The organism is Pantoea rwandensis (assembly GCF_002095475.1).
In the GTDB taxonomy this organism is placed as follows: domain Bacteria; phylum Pseudomonadota; class Gammaproteobacteria; order Enterobacterales; family Enterobacteriaceae; genus Pantoea; species Pantoea rwandensis.
In genome coordinates this window covers 116,943-138,415 of record NZ_MLFR01000008.1, presented here as the reverse complement: position 1 = coordinate 138,415, position 21,473 = coordinate 116,943, and the positions used below count along the sequence as shown (strand labels likewise).

Sequence of the window (21,473 nt, the reverse complement as noted above, 5' to 3'; positions counted from 1 at the left end):
GTGCTCTCCCTGAGGTCTCAACGTGCCGCGTTAGCATTCCGCAGCGGCGACGAATGGGGTTCGAAACCCGGCAGGTAGCGCAGCACCGATAAATCGTCTGCGGCAATCGCCGGTTTCTGACCGGAAATCAAATCGGCCAAAAGCTGACCGGAACCACAGGCCATGGTCCATCCCAGCGTGCCGTGACCGGTGTTGAGATAGAGATTGGAGAGCGGCGTGCGCCCGACAATCGGTGTACCGTCTGGCGTCATCGGACGCAATCCAGTCCAGAATGTGGCCTGTTCTACAAAACCACCTTCAGGATAAAGATCGCTGACGACCATCTCCAGCGTTTCACGTCGTGCGGGCGTCAGTTTGGTGTTAAAACCAACAATTTCCGCCATGCCGCCTACTCGAATGCGATCGTCAAAGCGCGTAACCGCAACTTTATAGGTTTCATCGAGGATAGTTGAAACCGGCGCAGCTTCAGGATTCTTAATAGGAATGGTGAGCGAGTAGCCTTTCAGGGGATAGACCGGGATAGATACGATATCTTTGAGCAAGGCCGTCGAATAGGAGCCAAAGGCGACTACGTATGCATCCGCTTTGATCACTTCGTCGCCACACTTCACGCCGTAAATGCGATTACCTTCACGCAGCAGCTGGTCAACCGAGGTGTTGTAGCGGAAAGTAACCCCTGCCGCAGCCGCCATCTCGGCCAGGCGTTGGGTGAAGAGTTGGCAGTCGCCCGTCTCATCATTAGGCAGACGCAAACCGCCCGTGAGTTTGTGTGCTGTGGTCGCCAGCGCGGGTTCCACACTGTGTAACTGATGCGCTTCCAGCAATTCATAAGGCACACCCGCTTCTTTCAGCACGGCAATATCTTTACTGGCACTTTCAAACTGCTGTTGAGTGCGAAACAATTGCAGCGTCCCCCCCTGCCGGCCTTCATAGGCGATACCGGTAGAAGCGCGCAGGGCTTTGAGGCAATCGCGGCTGTATTCTGCGATGCGCACCATACGGCCTTTATTTTCCTGATAATGACGCATGTCGCAGTTACGCAGCATATTCCACATCCATTCCAGCTGGAATTGACTGCCATCAAGACGAACGGCCAAAGGGGCATGGCGCTGGAACATCCATTTAACCGCCTTTAGCGGCACCCCCGGTGCTGCCCATGGCGCTGCATAGCCTGGTGAGATCTGTCCGGCGTTACCGGCACTGGTCTCCAGCGCAGCGGCAGGCTGGCGATCAATCACGGTAACCTCATGTCCAGCCTGCGCCAGATACCAGGCACTCGCCACCCCGACTACACCACTTCCAAGAATCACTACGCGCATAAGCCCCTCGTCGCGGCAAAAGCATAATCAACTATTAATAATGCCTGAGCTAGCATAACCAGACATTCGTTTTAATCTTACATTCAGCAGATACATTTCACATGTTTTTCACCTTTCTGCACACATAAATCATGAGGTAGCGCAAAGATCAGGATTTTTTATGCTAAAAAGCCATTAATCAGCAATTTATTATGCGCAACGCAGTGCTTTTATCTTTTTTCAGGAGAATGCGCCACAGTCATACAATGCGCTTATAAACAGAGTTTTATTCTGCAATGATCGCAATATCCCGCATTTGTCATGAGCAAACCCTTAAGCGAAGGTTTTTGAATGATTTTCTGCCAAAAGAATTCGTTTGAGTTCCGGTTTCGGATGGGCGACAGTGGACTATGATTGAAGTGTTCGCTCAGTTTTATTGGGCCGTCTTTCTCAGGATGAAGCCTTTAACGATCGTGACAGGTAGCAATCCGTTGCCTGCCGCTTGCAAAACAGAGGTGCGCTATGACGACAATCTTTGACGAGCCAACCCGGAGCAGTAAACGACTTAGTGATGGGCCGGACTGGACATTCGAATTACTCGATGTCTATCTGGCAGAAATTGACCGCGTGGCAAAAAGCTATGGGCTTGATACCTACCCGCATCAAATTGAAGTAATTACCTCCGAACAGATGATGGATGCCTACTCAAGCGTAGGTATGCCAATCAACTATGCGCACTGGTCATTCGGTAAAAAATTTATCGAGACTGAGCAACGCTACAAGCATGGCCAGCAAGGCCTGGCGTATGAAATCGTCATCAACTCCAACCCTTGTATCGCCTATTTAATGGAAGAGAACACCATGACCATGCAAGCGCTGGTGATGGCGCACGCCTGTTATGGCCACAACTCTTTCTTTAAAAATAACTACCTGTTCCGCAGTTGGACAGATGCCAGCTCAATCGTTGATTACCTGCTGTTTGCCCGCAACTATATCTCCGACTGTGAAGAGCGCTATGGTGTAGAGGAAGTGGAACGTCTACTCGACTCCTGCCATGCGCTGATGAACTATGGTGTGGACCGTTACAAACGACCACAAAAAATCTCGCTACAGGAAGAGAAAGCGCGGCAAAAGAGTCGGGAAGAGTATCTGCAAAGCCAGGTTAACACCCTGTGGCGTACCTTGCCGCGTAAAGAGAAGGAGTCGGTGCATGTGGAAGCATCGCGCTACCCTTCAGAGCCACAAGAGAACCTGCTCTACTTTATGGAAAAGAATGCCCCGCTGCTGGAATCCTGGCAGCGTGAGGTGCTACGCATCGTGCGTAAGGTCAGCCAGTATTTCTATCCGCAGAAACAGACCCAGGTGATGAATGAAGGTTGGGCAACTTTCTGGCATTACACCATCCTTAATCATCTGTATGACGAGGGAAAAGTGTCGGAACGCTTTATGATGGAGTTCCTGCACAGCCACACCAATGTGGTGTTCCAGCCGCCTTATAACAGCCAGTGGTATAACGGCATCAATCCTTATGCGTTGGGCTTTGCCATGTTCCAGGATATCAAGCGTATTTGTCAGTCACCGACTGAAGAAGATCGCTACTGGTTCCCGGACATTGCCGGTTCCGATTGGTTGAAAACACTGCACTTTGCTATGCGTGAGTTCAAGGATGAGAGTTTTATCAGCCAGTTCTTGTCACCGAAAGTGATGCGTGACTTCCGGTTATTCACGGTAATGGATGACGATCGTAATAACTTCCTGGAAATTGCCGCGATTCATGACGAAGCCGGATACCGGGCGATACGTCAGCAGCTTTCGGCGCAATATAACCTGAGTAATCTGGAGCCGAATATTCAGGTGTACAACGTTGACCTGCGTGGTGACCGTTCTTTAACCCTGCGCTATGTTCCGCAGCAACGGGCACCGCTCGATAAGAGCCGCCGCGAAGTGTTGAAGCACGTACATCGCTTATGGGGATTCGATGTCATTCTTGAGCAACAGAATGAGGATGGCAGTGTCGAGCTGCTTGACCGTTCGCCGTCGCGTGGCCCTGCGTTGTAGAGTGATAAAAAAACCGGACTGCTGAGGTCCGGTTTTCTTTTTATCGCTTGCTGGCTAAATCGTCCGGCATGCTCTTCTGCATACTGTGCCAAATCTCACCGCTACGACGTCCATATTCACGCACTGAATCTACGATCTGATCCTGCGTGGGTGTCGCACTACACAGATCCAATAACTGACGATAGAAACTGCGAGCCTGGTGACGTGCTTCTGGATTGGAGAAATAGTGGCGTCCCACCCGGGTATACAGACCTTTCAGGCCGTTCAGAATAAGACCATAAATCGGGTTACCGGACGCAAAGGCTAAGCCACGGAACACGCGGTAATCCAGTTCAGTGTAGGCATCAGCCTTGTCTTCTTCACTTAATGCGTTTTCCAGCACTTCACGCGCCTTATCGGGGTGATGGCGCAGCGCACGGCTGATAAAAATGGAGGCGATATTGGTACGCACAGAAAGCAGATTATCAATCAACTGCGGCACGCTATCGTGATCGAGACGGGCAAGTGTTTCGAGAATATTCAGCCCTGAGGTTTCCCAGAAATCGTTTACACGGGTGGGTTTACCATGCTGAATAGTCAGCCAGCCATCACGTGCCAGACGCTGTAAAACTTCACGCAACGTGGTGCGTGTCACGCCAATCAGTTCAGAAAGCTCACGTTCGGCAGGTAGAATCGACCCCGGCGGAAAGCGACTGTTCCAGATGCTTTCAATAATATACTCTTCAGCAAATCCTGCGGGGCTTTGCGCCTTAATCACCATAGCATTTATTTCTCATTGCTTTCTTTGTCGTAATGGCACTCATCATACCAGAGGGGCTATAGCGGAAATAGCCTGACAACGGATTAAAAGCGCGCGCTGGCGCAAAATTCAGCAGGGATTTTGTCAGAAAGTAATAGTAAAGCACTCGTTTGCGTTGCGGTTACCGCTCGGCTTCCTCCCGATACCGTAAAACTGCCCTTAACTTGGCCTGGATCAGGCTTAAGTTATTTTTATACATGATTTTTTCCCATTACCTGGCTGGCATGGGTGCGCTTTTGGTTTACACTGCCAAGCATTAACGGCTACAGGATAAGCAATATGTTGCGATATTTAAATCAATGCTCACGAGGTCGCGGAGCATGGTTATTGTTGGCTCTAACAGCACTGGCTTTTGAACTTGTTGCACTGTTCTTTCAACACGCCATGGGACTTAAACCCTGCGTCATGTGCATTTATGAACGTTGCGCGCTGTTTGGCGTAATGGGTGCCGGCATTGTGGGTGCGATTGCACCGAAATCCCTGCCGCTGCGTTGGGCAGCCATCGTCATTTGGTTGTACAGCGCTTACAAAGGTTTGGCGCTCTCCATCGAACACACGAACATTCAGCTGCATCCGAATCCGTTTGTCACCTGTGATTTTGCCGCCCGCTTCCCCACCTGGCTGCCTCTGGATAAGTGGTTGCCGTCAGTGTTTGTGGCAAGTGGAGATTGTGCCGAGCGTAGCTGGACATTCCTCACCTGGAGTATGCCGCAGTGGATGATCGTGATCTTTGCGGCTTACCTGCTGGTCGGTGTGCTGGTGCTGATTGCCCAACCTTTCAAGCCTAAACGTCGCGATCTGTTCGGCCGTTAAGTACAAATAAAACAGGCAGCCATCGCTGCCTGTTTTTGCTTCAACCGTTACGATCCGGTCGATCAATAATGTGATCTTCCCAGTCTCGCACTTCACTTTCCCGCACCGCAATGTATCGCACCGAAATACGCTGTGCATGCATCGCCTTTTTCGAGCCGGCCACCAATGGGTGCCATGCCGGTAACGTGCCCCCCTCGCCTAACAGTCGATACGCGCAGGTGCGCGGCAACCAGTTAAAGGTGGTGAGGTTTTCACGCGTGAGCTTGATGCAATCTTCTTCATACTCAAACCGGCGCTCATAGTTACGGCACTGGCAGGTTTTGATGTTGAGCTGATTACAGGCAACGTTAGTGAAGTAAATTTCGTCGGTGTCCGCATCCTGCAACTTGTTCAGGCAGCACTGACCACAGCCGTCGCACAGCGATTCCCACTCTGCATCGTCCATTTGGTCAAGGCGTTTAGTCTGCCAGAAAGGTTGTTCAGTCATGATGGCGGTCCGGGTTAAGCAACAAGACCGCACCTTATAAAGGTTCAGGTGCGGTGATGCAAGTTTTACAGCACGCGCGTGCTAATACCGTGACCGGCCAGTGAGATTTCAAGTTTGTCACCAGAACGCATCGGACCCACGCCTTCAGGCGTCCCGGTCAGGATGACATCCCCCGCGCGCAGAGTGAAATACTGGCTCATATAGGCGATCAGTGGCAGGATTTTATGGATCATGTCGGCAGTAGAGCCATGCTGGCGCACTTCACCATTCACGACCAACTTCAGCTCCGTATTTTGTGGATCACCACCGAACTCCGCAACCGGGATAAAACCCGACAATGGGCAAGAGTTATCAAATCCTTTGGATTTTTCCCAAGGCTGGCCGGCTTTTTTCAGTCCAGCCTGAACATCACGCAGTGTCAGATCCAGCGCAACGCCGTACCCGGCAATCGCCTTGGCAACATGCTCTTCGCTGGCTTGCTTCAATGTCGAACCGATCAAGACTGCCAGTTCGACTTCATGATGCACTTCACCAAAGGCGGAAGGAATAGAGAGCGGCTGGCGCAAATCACACACCGCCGTTTCGGGTTTGATGAACACCACTGGCTCTGTCGGCGTTGCGCTACCCATTTCCTTGATATGCTTCGCATAGTTGCTGCCTACGCAAACCACTTTGCTGACGGGATAATCCAACAAAGCGCCCTGCCAGTTACGATGCTGATACATGTGATTCCCCTGCTTGAGTTGTGTTTGACGCCAGGTATGCTGGCGGATGTGTCAGGCTCAGCGCCGGAACGCGACGATCTGAGGGGGATTATATTAGCGGGTTTATGGCTGCAGACGTGGCGGAAATTGTCAAAAGTCGTTAATCGTTCACAAGAAAGTGCAAAGCAGAGTTTGATTTAATGCCCGCAATAAAGCTTTTAAGCGGGCAATTAATTAATGCAAATAACACTGAGGATTTTTACAGGCTATATTTACAGATGAATCCGAATTAATCTTTTTTACCCTGCTCAAGGTGAATGTTGAGCAGACTTTCTACCGGTGGTGGGATCTGCAAATAATAGCCTTGATCGCTCAATCCTTGCTTAACTTTATTGATATCGGCATTAGCCAATTTGTCGCGTTTGTCCAGCGATATCACCATCGCCAGCTTAGGTTTACCAAAGCCGCGCAGCAGCTCTTCCGGTACGCGAGAGAAATCGTCTTTTTTTTCAACATAAAGATAAGTCTGGTCGCGTTGCGGGCTTCTGTAGATCACACAAAACATATTTTTTACTCGAATTAACCGATGGCGTCACTTGCCTGAATATAGCAGTAACTATAACATGCTTGCAGAACTTCGAATATTGACCGTTTGATGTTAATGATGATTTTATCGCTGTACATCTTAGGGTCGTAAAACAGGACTGAGTCAGGACAGATGTCGCAAACGCCAATCGAATTCAAGGGAAGCAGTTTTACCCTGTCAGTCGTTCATCTGCACCATTCGCAACCCGAGGTGATTCGTCAGGCACTGCAGGACAAAATCGACCAAGCGCCTGCGTTTTTGCAAAATGCCCCAGTGGTGCTCAATGTCTCGGCGCTCAACGGCGACATTAACTGGAAGCAGATGCAGCAAGCCGTCATCGCGACCGGTTTACGCATTGTTGGCGTTAGTGGTTGCAAAGATGAAGCTCTGAAAAAAATGATTGCCCGCGCCGGTTTGCCCGTGCTGTCAGAAGGCAAAGAGAATCGTAAACGCGTAGACGCTCCCGTGGTTGAAGCCCCGCTTCCTGTTGCCGCACCGGTGACTGAAACCGCCAGTAAAACTCGCATCATCAATACACCGGTGCGTTCAGGCCAGCAAATCTACGCGCGCAATGCCGATCTTATCGTCACCAACAGCGTCAGCGCCGGTGCCGAATTGGTGGCAGATGGCAACATTCATATTTACGGCATGATGCGCGGACGTGCACTGGCCGGCGTTGGCGGCCAGCGCGATAGTCAGATTTTTTGCACCAACCTCGCAGCCGAGTTGGTTTCTATTGCCGGTGAATATTGGATGATGGATCAAATCCCGGCGGAATTCTTTGGTAAAGCCGCGCGCCTGTGTCTCAAAGAAGGCGCGCTCACCATACAGACACTTAATTAGGCCCCTTTTCTTTCGTTAAGGAAATCAACATTTATGGCACGCATCATTGTAGTTACATCGGGTAAAGGGGGCGTTGGCAAGACCACGTCCAGCGCGGCCATCGCCACAGGGTTAGCGCAAAAGGGCAAAAAAACCGTCGTGATCGATTTTGATATCGGTCTGCGTAACCTCGACCTGATCATGGGCTGTGAACGCCGTGTGGTCTATGATTTCGTCAATGTGATTCAGGGTGATGCCACACTGAACCAGGCGCTGATTCGTGATAAGCGTACTGAGCAGCTCTATATTCTGCCCGCATCACAAACGCGCGATAAAGATGCACTGACCCGTGAAGGCGTGGAAAAAGTGCTGAACGATTTGGCCACCATGGAATTTGATTTCATCGTGTGTGATTCACCGGCAGGTATCGAAACCGGTGCCCTGATGGCGCTGTATTTCGCCGATGAAGCGATCATAACCACTAACCCGGAAGTCTCTTCTGTACGTGACTCCGACCGAATTCTTGGCATCATCTCGTCGAAATCACGCCGTGCGGAGAACAGCCAGGATCCAGTAAAAGAGCACCTGCTGCTGACGCGCTATAACCCGGGCCGTGTAACCCGTGGCGATATGCTCAGCATGGAAGACGTGCTGGAAATCCTGCGTATTCCATTAGTGGGTGTAATTCCAGAAGATCAGTCTGTGCTGCGCGCTTCTAACCAAGGTGAGCCAGTGATCCTCGACGCTAATTCTGACGCCGGTAAAGCTTACGCTGATACCGTAGATCGCCTGCTTGGCGAAGAACGCCCCTTCCGCTTTATTGAAGAAGAGAAGAAGGGTTTCCTGAAACGCCTGTTCGGGGGATAACCAATGGCATTACTTGATTTCTTTTTATCCCGTAAGAAGAACACAGCCAATATAGCCAAGGAAAGGCTGCAGATTATCGTGGCCGAACGCAGAAGGGGCGACAGTGAGCCCCACTATCTGCCGCAGTTAAAGCGCGATATTTTGGAAGTGATCTGTAAGTACGTGAAAATTGACCCGGATATGGTGACCGTTCAGCTGGATCAGAAAGGGGACGATATCTCCATCCTGGAACTTAACGTCACATTGCCGGAGACGGAGACGGAAGACGTTCCTAAATGATAGAAGCGGGTTCATGATTTTCCCCTGCGATGTTGCGCAGGGGAAAATGCCATGCTTACAGCGTTTGCACGATCTCATCGATGCGTGCCTGAAGTAACTCACCACGCCAGCCGGTTAACAGTTCCGGTGTCCTACAGCCGCTCTTTAGGCCCCAATAGACACTCAGCACTTGGTTGATCTGGCGACGCGAAGCCAGCAATTCCTGACTGAAGCCGGTCTCTTCACTGACCTGCAATACCAGTGCCTTAATTGCTTTAAACGCCTGCTTGTAGTGCGGGTGATCAATCAGGTTCGGCAGCGGTTGCGGCAGCGTTGCTTCATCCTGCGCCTGTGCTTCTGCCACCAGCGCCACCATCGCCTTACCATGGAAACGGATTTCGTGACCATTCAATCCCAAATGATCTAATTCGCCCAAGCTACCCGGCATAAAGCGCGCCACTTTCCACAGATTCTCTTCGCGCACCACAAAGTTCACGGCCATGTCTTTCTGACGGGCGAGGTTTAAACGCCAAGCTGCCAGACGCTGCAGTGCCGCCAATTGCCGTGGACGCAATTGCCATGCGTTGGTGATATCGCGCCACGCCTCATCAGGCTGCAACACATCAAGACGACGCTGGCACAGGTTATCGCATTCACTGAGCGCGGCCGCCATGTTGCCTGCCGCTTGGGTTTGTTCCACCAGCTGATGCGCGATGGGAAGCAAGTACGCCACATCTGCCGCGGCATAATCGCACTGACGTTCGGTCAGCGGGCGTGCTAACCAATCGGTGCGGGATTCACTCTTGTCCAGTTCGATCTGATTGAAGTGATTCACCATCGAGGCAAAGCCCCACGACAGCGGTTGCCCAGCAAAGGCTGCCAGAATCTGCGTATCGACCATCGGGTCAGGCAGGCATTTGAAACGATGCAGGAACACTTCCAGATCTTCGCCACCCGCGTGCAGGAATTTGGTGACTTTCTTGTCTTGTAACAGCGCCACAAACGGCGTCCAGTCGCTAATATTGAGCGGATCGATCAGAACCAGTTGTTTACCATCAAATAGCTGGATTAAGCCCAACTGCGGATAGTAAGTACGCGTGCGCACGAATTCTGTATCCAGTGCTACCGCATCATGCTGGCGTGCCAGTTCGCAAACGGCTGCCAGCTGACTATCTTGGTCGATCAAAGTGTAATTCACGTATTCATTCTCGCTGCGGCAAACTCCGCGCAGCGCTCCATGTTAAAAGCAATAAAAACGCCGGACTGAGCCGGCGTTAACCTGAGAGGAAGAGCGTGTTACTGCCCTTCTCGCTTCGCCTCATCGCGCAATTCGCGGCGCAAGATTTTGCCCACATTCGTCTTGGGCAGGTCGTCACGAAACTCGATAATCTTTGGCACTTTATAGCCCGTCAGCTGACGGCGGCAATGATCCAGCACTTCCTCTTTGGTGAGTGAAGCATCTTTCTTGACGATGCAAACTTTCACCGCCTCACCGGAGAGATCGCTTGGCACGCCGATCGCCGCAGCCTCACGCACCTTCGGATGCTGCATCAGCACATCTTCGATTTCGTTAGGATACACGTTAAAGCCCGACACCAGAATCATGTCTTTCTTACGATCGACGATGCGAATAAAGCCTTCACCATCAACGGTAACAACATCACCGGTGTGCAGCCAGCCATTTTTCAATACTTCTTCCGTCGCCTCCGGCCGTTGCCAGTAACCGACCATCACCTGCGGACCACGGATGCAGAGTTCACCTGGCTCGCCAGGCGGAACATCCTTATCTTCATCGTCCACAATGCGGACATCCGTTGAGGGTACAGGAAGACCGATGCTGCCGGTGTGACAAGTGATGTCATAGGGGTTAACCGAAACCAGCGGTGAACACTCCGTTAATCCATACCCTTCCAGCAGATAGTGGCCGGTCAATTTTTCCCAGCGCTCAGCCACCGCTTTCTGCACCGCCATACCACCGCCAGCGGATAAACGCAGCGTAGAGAAATCAAGCTTGTTGAAATTCGCATCATTCAGAAGCGCATTGAACAGGGTATTGACGCCAGTGATGGCCGTGAAGGGGAACTTGCTGAGCTCCTTCACGAAACCAGGAATATCGCGGGGGTTAGTGATCAACAGGTTGGTGCCGCCCAGATCAAGGAACAGCAGGCAGTTAACGGTCAGGGCAAAAATATGGTACAGCGGCAGTGCCGTAACAACTTGCTCTTTACCTGCACGCAGCAGTTTACCGTAAGTGGCTTTGGTCTGCTCCAGATTGGCTTGCATATTGCCGTGCGTCAGCATCGCGCCTTTGGCAACGCCCGTCGTTCCGCCGGTGTATTGCAAGAAAGCCAGGTCATCATTGGTGAGAGTTGGACGTTGATATGCCATTTGCGCGCCCTGCTGCAAGGCACTGCGGAAGGGCACGGCGCCCGGCAGATGATATTTCGGTACCAGCTTCTTGACGTACTTCACCACAAAGTTGACCAGCGTGGCCTTAATGGGCGCGAGTTGGTCTCCCATGCGCGTCAACATCACGTGTTTGATTGGCGTCTCTGCCACCACTTTTTCTAACGTATGAGCAAAGTTGGAGACGATCACAATGGCGCTGGCACCACTGTCGTTCAGCTGATGTTTCAGTTCTCGCGGGGTGTAGAGAGGGTTAACATTAACCACCACCATGCCAGCACGTAATACGCCAAAGAGCGCCACCGGATACTGGAGGAGGTTGGGCATCATCAGCGCCACGCGGTCGCCTTGTTTTAGCCCCAAGCCTTGCTGTAGCCAAGCGGCAAAATCCCGACTTTGCTTGTCCAGTTCACGATAGGTCATTGGCTGACCCATATTAACGAAGGCTGTTTGGTCGGCATATTGCAGCGCTGCGTGCTCGAAAAGCTCAACCAAAGAGGTATAGCGATCCGCATTAATCTCTGCTGGAACGTCTGCTGGATAGCGTTTAAGCCAAGCCTTGTTCAAAGAATCACCCCGATATTCTTGTTGTATAGCCATCGCTGCCTCTGCAATCAGTGCTGTTAACAATATTTTAACTGATTGTACCAGTTTGCTTATCTCAGCATTTTCAGGTTGCGAAGCACATCACTAAATTTCGCGCATCGGTTGCGCATCCAATAAAAAAGCCCGGTCGCGAGCGCCGCGGCCGGGCCGTAATAGAATAATAATGGGTTACTCAGTCAGGATAGTTTGTACCTGAGACGGACCGGTATTCATGTTCATCCCCCAATAAGGATTCGGTCCCCAATAACCGGGGTGACGGCGCGATGGACCGTACCAAATCCACGGGTCGATCGGTTGTGGCGGTGTCATTACCTGCTGCGTGAGATGCCAGCGTTGATAGCCACGCACATCCACTACCACGAAGTTGTAGCTGGCTTTACCAATTTCACCTTTTCGGTGCCTTTGATATTACCCAACACGGTGATGTATTGATTGTTCAGGTCGACTGGATCGACAAAACCACGAATGTCGGCGAATATGCGCCCCACTGATGCGGCACCCAAACGCGGCCGAGCGCTGTCATCTAATGGCTGAGTGGCAATCTCAAGGCGGGTTAACCCGTTGAGATTAGTCACCTTCACGACTTTACCGCCGAAACGCGACTCTTGGCCGACATACAGCTGCGGCGCATTCATCACGCGTAATAAATCTTGCTGTGGAAGTTGAGAGCTTCCTTTAATGGAATCTGGCACCGAAACGCAACCGCTGAGTAGCAACGCGCAGGCTAACAGAGCGCCAGACATCCCTTTACGACTTATTGGCATAGCACTTCTCCTGTTATTTCTCAGTTAGACTGGGCAGTTAGCGATTAGTTGCGTGGTGCTTAACGGCCAGGCAACTTTTTCCAGGCCACCTCATTTCGCAGGTAAACTGGCTCGGCATTTTCCACCGCAACGTATTCGCCGCGCTGCCAGGCACTCAGTGCCAGCGGCAACATATCTTCCGCTGCGGGAAGCGTCACGTTAGTAGTAATAAGCTTGGCGTTCGCGGAGCTGAGAAGATGGGGATACGCTTCCCAGCCCGTGCCCACCGTTGCCCATTCGCCGGCCAGTAGCGCAATTCGTGCCTCTGCCGCTTCCGGTTTCAACACGGCTTCGGTTTCCGCACCCTGCCATTCGCCGTTAGCATCGCGCTGATATTCAGCCCAGTAAACTTCACCCATGCGCGCATCAATCGCCGCCAGCACGCGAGTGGCACCGGTCAGACGCCAGGCACCTTGCGCCATGGTCGCCAGAGATGAAACGCCAATCATCGGCAGGTTCGCCCCGAGAGCCAGCCCTTGCGCGATACCAATGCCAATACGTACGCCTGTGAAACTTCCCGGACCACGCCCGAATGCCAGCGCATCCAGCGCGGTCAGTTCCAGCTGCTGCACCTGCAACAGATCCTGTACAAGTGGCAATATACGTTGGGTATGATCGCGTGGCGCAATTTCAAAGCGTGCATCGATCTGCTGCTGATTGAGCAGAGCGGCAGAACAGGCTTCTGTCGCCGTGTCCAAGGCTAAAATTCGGGCAGACATAACAACCTCTGAGAATCAAAATGGCGCGCATCTTAACACAGCCAGGCAAAATTAGTGATTCTCTACCTGGCGAACGAATGCAATCGCGCGGTTAAGGTCACGAGTACGTGGCGTGGGCGGTAAACTGTTGAGAAACAGCCCGCCATAGGGTCGTGACACCAAACGCTGGTCACAAATCACTAATACACCGCGGTCCTCTGTATCACGAATCAAGCGGCCAACACCCTGTTTCAGGGTAATCACCGCGTCAGGTAGTTGCACATCATTGAAGGGATCGCCACCACGTAAGCGGCAATCTTCCATGCGCGCTTTTAGCAGCGGATCTTCTGGCGAAGTGAATGGCAGCTTATCGATGATCACCAACGACAGCGCATCACCGCGTACATCGACACCTTCCCAGAAGCTACTGGTAGCAACCAACAACGCATTACCTGCATCGAGGAATTGCTTCAGCAGCTGTCCCTTACTGGTTTCGCCCTGCAACAACACGGGTAACGTCATGGAAGCACGGAATTCAGCCGCCAGCTCGCGCATCATCTTGTGTGAGGTACACAGGAAGAAACAGCGTCCTTTATTGGCATCAATCAGCGGTTTCATCATGCGCGCTAACTGACGTGCCCCGCCGGGTTGATTAGGTTCTGGCATATTGCGTGGCACACACAACAGCGCTTGCTGTGCATAATCGAACGGACTGTCGAGGATAAGCGTGGTGGCTTTATCAACACCGAGTCGACTGGAGAAGTGGCTCATCTGTTCATTGACGGCCAGCGTGGCGGAGGTAAATACCCAAGCCGCTTTACGGTTGTCCATCACTTCACGAAAACGTTCTGCGACAGACAGTGGCGTCAGCGCCAGCGTGAAATGGCGGCTGGTGCATTCATACCAATAGCTGAAGCCAGGCTCATCAATGGCACGCAGGCGTTTCAAGCGGGTGCGATACAGCGCTGCACGTTCAAATGCCGCATCTAACAGTGCCGAACGTCCGAGCGACAGCTTGATCACGTCATAACACAGCTCAAGCGCATCATCTAACAGCGTAAACATCCGCATGATGTTGTTATCACTCAGCAGGTCGCGCAGGTTGCCACGAAAACCCGGCTCGCCCAGTGTTAAACGGAAATCCTGCGCGCACTGAGCGAGACGGTCAGCGGATTTCTGCAACTGTTGAACGTCACGCACTTCGGTGCGATAGGCAATGATGATGTCTTTGGCGAGGTCTTGTAGTTGGCGACTTGAAAGCTGCTGACCAAAATATTGGCTGGCAATATCGGGTAACTGATGGGCTTCATCGAAGATCATTACATCCGCTTCCGGGATTAGCTCACCGAATCCGCCCTCTTTCACCACCAAATCGGCAAGAAACAGATGATGGTTGACCACCACCACATCCGCGTCCATCGCCTTTTTACGCGCTTTCACCACGAAACAATCTTTGTACAGTGGGCAATCACTGCCAAGGCAATTATCGTTGGTGCTGGTGACAAAAGGCCAAATCGGGCTGTCTTCAGCCACGCCGGAACAGCTACTGACGTCACCATCCACCGTTTGGGACGACCAACTACGCACATTGATTAAATCGCCCAACGCTTGCACGGTCAGATCGCCGCCGGTTTGGTTCTGCTGCTCAAGACGTTCGAGGCATAAATAGTTAGAACGTCCTTTAAGTAACGCGGTTTTGCCGCTGAATTTCAGCGCACGCGCAATGGTAGGTAGATCGCGGTTATAGAGCTGATCCTGCAACGCTTTAGAACCGGTGGAAACAATGACCTTCTTTTTTGCGCGCAAGGCTGGCGCCAAATAAGCATAGGTTTTTCCGGTGCCGGTTCCCGCTTCTACCACCAGCTCTCCGCCATTGTTGACCGCTTCCGTGACGGCTTGCGCCATCTCGCGCTGTGCTGCACGCGGTTTAAAACCTGGAATCGCCTGCGCCAACGCGCCTTCAGTTGCAAAATCGTCTGCCACACATCCTCACCGGTTGCTTAAATACACTGACATTATCTCAGGATTCCCATGAGGCGACCACAACAGATGACAGCCCCCCAGGGATATGGCAGGCTAGCGCAGCGAAATTAAAGGAGAACACCATGACCATTACACGTATCGATCCTGAACACCGTATGTCCGAAGCTGTTGTGCATGATCAAACCGTGTATTACACCAGCGTACCGGAAAATCTTGATGATGATGCGGAAGCGCAAACGGCTAACGCTCTAGCGGTAATTGACGCGATTCTAACCCGCGTCGGATCAGATAAAAGTAAGATCCTCGACGCCACTATTTTCCTGGTGGACAAAGCAGATTTCCCCGCGATGAACCGCGCATGGGACGCGTGGGTTTCACCCGGCAATGCGCCAGTGCGTTGCACCGTGCAAGCCGGATTGATGAATCCGAAGTACAAAGTCGAAATCAAAATCATCGCCGCGCTGTAAAACCGTTCGGGCGTTATTCGTCGGCGTCTTCTTCTTCATCGTCTTCGAACATCGCCCGAATAGCTTCGCCCTTGTAGGTTTGGCGGATTTCCTGCGCAACTTGCGCGATCGCCTGACCACTCGCCATGCCGCCTGCCATTAATTCCTGAATGCGCTCAACAGCCTGCTGCTGCTGCTCATGAGATAAAGCCGGAAGACCTGTAAACATTATTCGCTCCTGATGCTAAAGGGGGCGCATTATTCCACGCGGAACAAACAGGTGCCAGCGACAAAAAAATATGCCAGGCTACGCGCCTGCTTGCTGGATTAATAAGCCCGATGATCGTACAAACCCTTAACCTGAAGTATACGCCTGATACGTTACTGCAACGCTTTTCTGCTTTGGCACACCGTCCATGGGCGATGCTACTCACCTCTGGCGATGCCGATCATGCCGATAATCGCTTTGATATACTGACCGCCGACCCGCATGCCACCCTGACTACGCGCGGAGATATCACCGAGATCGACAGTGATGGTAAGGTGTTACTTTCTGCCGCAGACCCACTGACGCTGGTGCAACAGCAGTGCGACTTACTCGGCATAAAGCCGGCGTTTAATGCAGACTTACCTTTTCAGGGCGGCGCACTGGGCTTATTTGGTTACGACCTGGGTCGACGGTTTGAGACCGTGCCGCAACGTGCGCAGCAAGATCTCAAAACGCAGGATATGGCGGTGGGGATTTACGATTGGGCGCTGATTGCCGACCACCATCTGCAAAAACTTACGCTGATTTCACTCACTCATGCCGAACAACGCTGGCAATGGCTACAGGCACAAGCGGTACCGCAGCCTATAACTTTTGCGCTGACCAGCGATTGGCAATCTAATCTCAGCTTCGAGCAGTACGCCGAGCGTTTCCAGACAGTACAAAACTACATTCAGGCGGGCGACTGTTACCAGGTGAATCTGGCGCAGCGGTTTAAGGCCAGCTACCGCGGAGATGAATGGCAGGCGTTCTTGCGTTTGAATCGTGATAACCGTGCGCCGTTTAGTGCCTTTATTCGTTTGCCGGGAAGCGCAATACTGAGCCTGTCACCGGAACGTTTCCTTTCACTGCAACAGCACGAGATTGAAACCCGTCCAATCAAAGGCACCCTGCCGCGCCTCGCCGATGCTGAGGCCGACCGATTACAGGCGGAAAAGCTCGCCAACGCGGACAAAGATCGTGCTGAGAATCTGATGATCGTTGATTTGCTGCGCAATGACATTGGCCGCGTGGCAGAACCGGGCAGTGTTCACGTGCCAGAGCTTTTTGTTGTCGAGCCTTTCCCAGCTGTGCATCATTTGGTGAGCACCGTGCGCGCCCGTTTGCCACAACATCTGTCTGCGACTGACCTGCTACGCGCCTGCTTCCCTGGCGGGTCAATTACCGGGGCGCCTAAAATCCGTGCCATGGAAATCATTGAAGAGCTTGAGCCACAGCGCCGCAACGCATGGTGTGGCAGTATCGGCTACCTGAGTTTATGCGGCCGTATGGATACCAGCATCACCATCCGTACGCTGATTGCAGAAAACCAACAGCTTTATTGCGCCGCAGGTGGGGGGCTGGTTGCCGATAGCGAGCTTGAACTCGAATACCAAGAGACCTTTCATAAAGTTAATCGAATTTTGCCCAGCCTGAGCGGTGAGGTCTAAATGAGCCTGACACTGGATCAATTTCTCAGTCGTTTCATGATGCAGCCACCTGTGAGCACACCGAAAAGTGTCATCAGCGGGCGACGTGCGGCGGTGTTGGTACCCGTGATTGCCGTGGCAGAACCCGGTTTGCTGCTGACGCGTCGCGCTTCTCACCTGCGCAAACACGCCGGTCAGGTGGCCTTTCCCGGCGGCATGCAAGACACAACCGATGATTCCCTGGTGCACACCGCACTGCGTGAAGCAGAAGAGGAAGTGGGTATCCAGCCACAACAGGTTAACGTCGTTGGCGTGCTTCCGCCCGTCACCAGCAGTACCGGTTTCGCCGTGACCCCCGTGGTCGGTATCATTCCGGCTGGATTACCACTGAGTATCAACCTGACGAAGTGGAAAGCACCTTTGCGATGCCACTGGCAGAAGCGCTGCGCCTCAACCGTTACAGCGGTTTAACATTGCGTCGCGGTCACCGTCAGCATCAGGTGTGGCTCTCATGGTATGAGGATTACTTTATCTGGGGCATGACCGCAGGTATCATCCGCGCGCTGGGTCAACAAATCGCCCTCCCCTAAATTACCGCTCTGGTTTCCCATCCTCGATAAATTCGATCCACTTCACAACAGTGGAATGGGATAACTATTTCTGTGGTTTATAATTAGTTTATTTCATGCGAAAAGCTGCTCATTGCAGCGCGCGGGCGATTACTATTAGCCGCATAAACGGCTTCAGCCGTACAAAAAAAGAACTGTGAGGAGTGTCACCAGTGATTAGTGTTTTTGACATGTTCAAAGTGGGCATTGGCCCATCCAGCTCACATACCGTGGGTCCGATGAAAGCGGGCAAGCAGTTCGTTGATTTGCTGGTCGAACAGGGCAAACTGCAGGACGTCACTCGCGTCAGCGTGGATGTTTATGGCTCACTGTCGCTCACGGGTAAAGGTCACCATACTGACATTGCCATTATTATGGGCCTGGCGGGCTTCGAGCCGGCTACGGTGGATATCGATAGTATTCCTGCCTTTATTAAAGACGTTGAACAGCGTGAGCGGCTATTACTGGCTCAGGGTGCACGTGAAGTCGACTTCCCACGTGAGGGCGGCATGGTATTTCGCAGTGAGAATCTCTCATTGCATGAAAATGGCATGACGGTCTACGCCTTCGCGGGTGATTTGTTGATCCTGACAAAAACCTATTACTCAATTGGTGGCGGCTTCATTGTCGATGAAGAACACTTTGGCCAGTCGGTCTTAGATCAAGTGTCCGTCCCTTACCCGTTCAACTCTGCTAAAGAGTTGCTCAGCCACTGCCATGAAACCGGGCTGTCTCTGTCGGGTTTAGTGATGAAAAATGAACTGGCTCTGCACAGCCGCGAAGACATTCACCACTATTTTGGCAATGTCTGGCAGACCATGCAGGCCTGTATTGATCGCGGTCTTAACACGGAAGGCGTGTTACCGGGTCCACTGCGCGTTCCGCGTCGTGCCGCATCGCTGCGTCGTTTGCTGGTTTCGTCCACCAAGCACTCCAACGATCCTATGAATGTGATCGACTGGATCAACATGTTTGCCTTGGCGGTGAATGAAGAGAATGCTGCCGGGGGACGTGTTGTCACCGCTCCAACCAACGGGGCCTGCGGTATCGTACCGGCCGTACTGGCTTATTACGATCATTTCATCGAGACGGTGACGCCAGAGATCTTTATCCGCTACTTCCTCTCGTCGGGTGCGATTGGCGTGCTGTATAAAATGAATGCTTCGATTTCCGGTGCGGAAGTGGGTTGCCAGGGTGAGGTGGGTGTCGCCTGCTCAATGGCCGCTGCGGGTCTGGCCGAGCTGCTGGGTGCCAGTCCGGAGCAGGTTTGCGTTGCTGCTGAAATCGGTATGGAGCATAACCTTGGCCTCACCTGTGACCCCGTTGCCGGTCAGGTGCAAGTTCCCTGTATTGAACGTAATGCCATCGCCTCGGTGAAGGCCATCAATGCCGCGCGTATGGCATTGCGCCGTACCAGTGAACCTCGCGTATCGCTGGATAAAGTCATCGAGACCATGTACGAAACCGGCAAAGACATGAATGCCAAATACCGCGAGACTTCTCGTGGTGGGCTGGCAATAAAAGTTCAATGTGATTAATTTGTCACGCCTAAAAAATCACCATTTAAATTTATTTATGCATCCCGCTCTACCTCAGAGTAAGTAAACCAGATACATTAATTTGCGCGCGGCCCTTAGTGGCCGCGCTGTTTTTTAGTGCCGTTTTTTTTATTCCGGCACGCTAAACCTGGCCGCCTCTATGCCGATAACCTTCACGTTAATTTGGCTTCAATCTTTGTTTTGCAAGGTGGTTACTGATGCTCATTCCCCAGCAATTTGTCGGTCAATTTCGCCGTAAGCGCTTGCTTATTGCGTTGGTGATCGCTGCGCTGGTTCTGATTCTCACGCTAACTTTTCGCTATATCGAAGAGAAATCGCGTATTGAGCAACAGTCATTAAATTTTGCCAGTCGAGCCATTGAACGGTTCGACCGCATGTTCTCCCCGCTTGATGTTTCCGCCAATAACACTCTTGGCTTGGTCGGCGTGCCTTGCGCGCAAGTACGCTACCCGCTCATTGAGAAAATCGCTGCGTTGCAAACCGTTCGTACCGTGCTACTGGTACAGGATGACAGCATTTACTGTTCCAGTATTTATGGCCCACGCGATATCTCATTTAGTCAGACCTACCCTGAACTCGCGATCAATAACCAGCGCATGATGCTAACAACCGATGGTGATCTGTTGAAAGGATCGCCCGTACTGCTGCTGTGGACGCCGAAGTCACTGGATAACCGCGATGGATTATTACAGATCATTAACGTTGAGTTGATGACGAATTATTTGCTGGAACCTCAATTGCCATGGGTTGAGCGCGCCATTTTCAACGTGGGTGGTCAAAGTCTTGAATACGGCAATCCTCTGATTGAGCACACCGTACCATCGGAAGATGAAGTGGCTTACGATCAATCCTCGTTGCGATATCCGTTTAGCATTACTTTGTATGGACCTTCTCCAGCGCGTCTGGCGTTGAACACGCTACCTTCCCAGCTACCGCTTGCCGTGCTGTTGAGCCTACTGATGGGTTACATTGTCTGGCTGGCTACCGCGAACCGCATGAGCCTGAGCTGGCAAATCAGTTACGGCATTACGTCAAACGAATTCATGGTTTATTGCCAGCCGCTGATCAATGCGAAAAGCGGCGAATGTGATGGTATTGAACTGCTATTGCGTTGGCACAACCCTCGCCAAGGGTGGATAGCACCTGATGTATTTATTCCCTTGGCTGAGCGTCAAAACCTCATTGCTCCGCTGACCCGCTTTGTGCTCGCCAAAGTGGTAGATGAATTGCCTAACCTGCCGCAGTGCCCTTCTTTCCATATCGCCATTAATGTTGCGGCCAGCCATTTCCACGATCGGGCTATCGTAGAGGATTTGCAGGAAATCTGGTGGCCCGCTAATCCTTTGCCAAAACTGGTCGTCGAATTAACGGAGCGTGACGCGCTACCCGTGATTGATCAGTCTGTGGTGTCGCAGTTGCACGAGATTGGCGTCAGTTTGGCGATTGATGATTTTGGCACCGGCCACAGCTCTCTGGCCTACCTTAAAGATTTGAAGCCAGACGTGCTGAAAATCGACAAGATCTTCACCGCAGCCATCGGCACTGATGCCATTAACGCCACCGTGACCGATATGGTCATCTCTCTGGCGCAGCGTTTGAACATCGCACTGGTGGCTGAAGGGGTAGAGACTGCGGAACAAGCCAATTATCTGCGTGAACGGGGTGTCGATCATTTACAGGGCTATTATTATGCCCGTCCAATGCCGATTGAAGACTTCCCCGTGTGGCTGGAGCAGCACCAGTCGCATTTGAGTACCTGAGCGTTAAAATCAGACCTCTGATCGGCGCGTTTCAGCCAGTAAAGGGGGATGTTCCGTAAAGACGGCGTGAATACATCCCTGTAGCCTCGGCCGCCGCCTCCCTGCGGCGGACGCTTTACTCCTCATCCCCCTTTACCGGCTTTATGAAACATTGTGCGGTTGGCAAAATCCGGCCCGAGTTCGGTGCCCTGAAAAACAAAAAGGCCGTCTTTCGACGGCCTTTTGCGTAACGATA

General features: G+C 52.2%; 19 protein-coding genes and 2 pseudogenes. 10 read left to right on the top strand and 11 right to left on the bottom strand.

All coding sequences use genetic code 11. The annotated features are described in order from the left end of the window. Positions 1-17 precede the first annotated feature (17 nt). Positions 18-1,319, bottom strand: coding sequence for a D-amino acid dehydrogenase (locus tag HA51_RS10720; RefSeq protein WP_084934501.1), 1,302 nt, complete (start codon positions 1,317-1,319; stop codon positions 18-20). A gap of 501 nt (positions 1,320-1,820) precedes the next feature. On the opposite strand from HA51_RS10720, the gene HA51_RS10715 reads away from it, so the two are divergent. After that, positions 1,821-3,356, top strand: coding sequence for a SpoVR family protein (locus tag HA51_RS10715; protein ID WP_084934500.1), 1,536 nt, complete (start codon positions 1,821-1,823; stop codon positions 3,354-3,356). A 40-nt stretch (positions 3,357-3,396) separates the two neighbouring features. Here the strand turns inward: HA51_RS10715 and fadR are convergent, their stop codons facing one another. After that, positions 3,397-4,116 (bottom strand): fatty acid metabolism transcriptional regulator FadR, encoded by a 720-nt coding sequence (gene fadR, locus HA51_RS10710; RefSeq protein WP_084934499.1) that lies wholly within the window; start codon positions 4,114-4,116, stop codon positions 3,397-3,399. Between the two features lie 318 nt (positions 4,117-4,434). On the opposite strand from fadR, the gene dsbB reads away from it, so the two are divergent. Next, complete coding sequence (gene dsbB, locus HA51_RS10705; RefSeq protein ID WP_084934498.1) at positions 4,435-4,968, top strand: disulfide bond formation protein DsbB; 534 nt, start codon at positions 4,435-4,437, stop codon at positions 4,966-4,968. 40 nt (positions 4,969-5,008) lie between these two features. On the opposite strand, the gene HA51_RS10700 is transcribed toward dsbB, so the two are convergent. The 3 genes from HA51_RS10700 to HA51_RS10685 form a co-directional block, all read right to left on the bottom strand. Next, complete coding sequence (locus HA51_RS10700; protein ID WP_034828749.1) at positions 5,009-5,455, bottom strand: YcgN family cysteine cluster protein; 447 nt, start codon at positions 5,453-5,455, stop codon at positions 5,009-5,011. A 65-nt stretch (positions 5,456-5,520) separates the two neighbouring features. Continuing rightward, entirely contained in the window at positions 5,521-6,180 is a 660-nt protein-coding gene (locus tag HA51_RS10695; RefSeq protein ID WP_084934497.1) for a fumarylacetoacetate hydrolase family protein, read from the bottom strand. Between the two features lie 268 nt (positions 6,181-6,448). Next, positions 6,449-6,724, bottom strand: coding sequence for a YcgL domain-containing protein (locus HA51_RS10685; RefSeq protein WP_084934495.1), 276 nt, complete (start codon positions 6,722-6,724; stop codon positions 6,449-6,451). A gap of 153 nt (positions 6,725-6,877) precedes the next feature. Here HA51_RS10685 and minC point away from each other — a divergent pair, with 153 nt between their 5' ends. Genes minC through minE form a run of 3 tightly spaced genes read left to right on the top strand, consistent with a single transcriptional unit; the run spans position 6,878 to position 8,713 of the window. Then, entirely contained in the window at positions 6,878-7,588 is a 711-nt protein-coding gene (gene minC, locus HA51_RS10680; RefSeq protein WP_084934494.1) for a septum site-determining protein MinC, read from the top strand. Between the two features lie 33 nt (positions 7,589-7,621). Beyond that, a complete protein-coding gene (gene minD, locus HA51_RS10675; protein WP_084934493.1) occupies positions 7,622-8,434 on the top strand; it encodes a septum site-determining protein MinD in 813 nt (270 codons plus the stop codon). Between the two features lie 3 nt (positions 8,435-8,437). Next, entirely contained in the window at positions 8,438-8,713 is a 276-nt protein-coding gene (gene minE / locus HA51_RS10670) for a cell division topological specificity factor MinE (RefSeq protein WP_034828741.1), read from the top strand. Between the two features lie 55 nt (positions 8,714-8,768). Here minE and rnd read toward each other — a convergent pair whose 3' ends face one another. The 5 genes and pseudogenes from rnd to yoaA all read right to left on the bottom strand — a co-directional run bounded on the left by rnd (position 8,769) and on the right by yoaA (position 15,188). Beyond that, positions 8,769-9,890: a ribonuclease D gene (gene rnd / locus HA51_RS10665; protein ID WP_084934492.1), complete on the bottom strand. Its 1,122-nt coding sequence runs from the start codon at positions 9,888-9,890 to the stop codon at positions 8,769-8,771. A 98-nt stretch (positions 9,891-9,988) separates the two neighbouring features. Next, positions 9,989-11,665 (bottom strand): long-chain-fatty-acid--CoA ligase FadD, encoded by a 1,677-nt coding sequence (fadD, locus tag HA51_RS10660; RefSeq protein WP_139810667.1) that lies wholly within the window; start codon positions 11,663-11,665, stop codon positions 9,989-9,991. Between the two features lie 207 nt (positions 11,666-11,872). Further along, a pseudogene (locus HA51_RS10655) lies at positions 11,873-12,468 on the bottom strand (Slp family lipoprotein). A gap of 59 nt (positions 12,469-12,527) precedes the next feature. Further along, the gene (gene tsaB, locus HA51_RS10650) at positions 12,528-13,226 is read right to left on the bottom strand and encodes a tRNA (adenosine(37)-N6)-threonylcarbamoyltransferase complex dimerization subunit type 1 TsaB (RefSeq protein ID WP_084934491.1); all 699 of its coding nucleotides are present in this window, start codon (positions 13,224-13,226) and stop codon (positions 12,528-12,530) included. A gap of 51 nt (positions 13,227-13,277) precedes the next feature. Next, entirely contained in the window at positions 13,278-15,188 is a 1,911-nt protein-coding gene (gene yoaA / locus HA51_RS10645) for a DNA repair helicase YoaA (RefSeq protein WP_084934490.1), read from the bottom strand. A gap of 122 nt (positions 15,189-15,310) precedes the next feature. Here yoaA and HA51_RS10640 point away from each other — a divergent pair, with 122 nt between their 5' ends. Next, positions 15,311-15,655 carry a RidA family protein gene (locus HA51_RS10640; RefSeq protein ID WP_084934489.1) on the top strand — a complete coding sequence of 115 codons (345 nt, stop codon included), beginning with the start codon at positions 15,311-15,313 and terminating at the stop codon, positions 15,653-15,655. A 13-nt stretch (positions 15,656-15,668) separates the two neighbouring features. Here the strand turns inward: HA51_RS10640 and HA51_RS10635 are convergent, their stop codons facing one another. Then, the gene (locus HA51_RS10635; RefSeq protein ID WP_084934488.1) at positions 15,669-15,863 is read right to left on the bottom strand and encodes a YoaH family protein; all 195 of its coding nucleotides are present in this window, start codon (positions 15,861-15,863) and stop codon (positions 15,669-15,671) included. A 110-nt stretch (positions 15,864-15,973) separates the two neighbouring features. Here HA51_RS10635 and pabB point away from each other — a divergent pair, with 110 nt between their 5' ends. From pabB to HA51_RS10615, 4 genes and pseudogenes are all read left to right on the top strand, one after another. Next, the gene (gene pabB, locus HA51_RS10630) at positions 15,974-17,332 is read left to right on the top strand and encodes an aminodeoxychorismate synthase component 1 (protein ID WP_084934487.1); all 1,359 of its coding nucleotides are present in this window, start codon (positions 15,974-15,976) and stop codon (positions 17,330-17,332) included. Continuing rightward, positions 17,333-17,901 (top strand): annotated as a pseudogene (locus HA51_RS10625) (CoA pyrophosphatase). Positions 17,902-18,092: 191 nt separating this feature from the next. Continuing rightward, positions 18,093-19,457, top strand: coding sequence for an L-serine ammonia-lyase (locus tag HA51_RS10620; RefSeq protein WP_084934486.1), 1,365 nt, complete (start codon positions 18,093-18,095; stop codon positions 19,455-19,457). Between the two features lie 218 nt (positions 19,458-19,675). After that, positions 19,676-21,238 carry an EAL domain-containing protein gene (locus HA51_RS10615; RefSeq protein WP_084934485.1) on the top strand — a complete coding sequence of 521 codons (1,563 nt, stop codon included), beginning with the start codon at positions 19,676-19,678 and terminating at the stop codon, positions 21,236-21,238. The last annotated feature ends 235 nt before the right edge of the window (positions 21,239-21,473 follow it).

Coding starts and splice junctions, on each gene's coding strand:
- HA51_RS10720 (WP_084934501.1), bottom strand. CDS start 1,319: ATGCGCGTAGTGATTCTTGGAAGTGGTGTAGTCGGGGTGGCGAGTGCC.
- HA51_RS10715 (WP_084934500.1), top strand. CDS start 1,821: ATGACGACAATCTTTGACGAGCCAACCCGGAGCAGTAAACGACTTAGT.
- fadR (WP_084934499.1), bottom strand. CDS start 4,116: ATGGTGATTAAGGCGCAAAGCCCCGCAGGATTTGCTGAAGAGTATATT.
- dsbB (WP_084934498.1), top strand. CDS start 4,435: ATGTTGCGATATTTAAATCAATGCTCACGAGGTCGCGGAGCATGGTTA.
- HA51_RS10700 (WP_034828749.1), bottom strand. CDS start 5,455: ATGACTGAACAACCTTTCTGGCAGACTAAACGCCTTGACCAAATGGAC.
- HA51_RS10695 (WP_084934497.1), bottom strand. CDS start 6,180: ATGTATCAGCATCGTAACTGGCAGGGCGCTTTGTTGGATTATCCCGTC.
- HA51_RS10685 (WP_084934495.1), bottom strand. CDS start 6,724: ATGTTTTGTGTGATCTACAGAAGCCCGCAACGCGACCAGACTTATCTT.
- minC (WP_084934494.1), top strand. CDS start 6,878: ATGTCGCAAACGCCAATCGAATTCAAGGGAAGCAGTTTTACCCTGTCA.
- minD (WP_084934493.1), top strand. CDS start 7,622: ATGGCACGCATCATTGTAGTTACATCGGGTAAAGGGGGCGTTGGCAAG.
- minE (WP_034828741.1), top strand. CDS start 8,438: ATGGCATTACTTGATTTCTTTTTATCCCGTAAGAAGAACACAGCCAAT.
- tsaB (WP_084934491.1), bottom strand. CDS start 13,226: ATGTCTGCCCGAATTTTAGCCTTGGACACGGCGACAGAAGCCTGTTCT.
- HA51_RS10640 (WP_084934489.1), top strand. CDS start 15,311: ATGACCATTACACGTATCGATCCTGAACACCGTATGTCCGAAGCTGTT.
- HA51_RS10635 (WP_084934488.1), bottom strand. CDS start 15,863: ATGTTTACAGGTCTTCCGGCTTTATCTCATGAGCAGCAGCAGCAGGCT.
- pabB (WP_084934487.1), top strand. CDS start 15,974: ATGATCGTACAAACCCTTAACCTGAAGTATACGCCTGATACGTTACTG.
- HA51_RS10615 (WP_084934485.1), top strand. CDS start 19,676: ATGCTCATTCCCCAGCAATTTGTCGGTCAATTTCGCCGTAAGCGCTTG.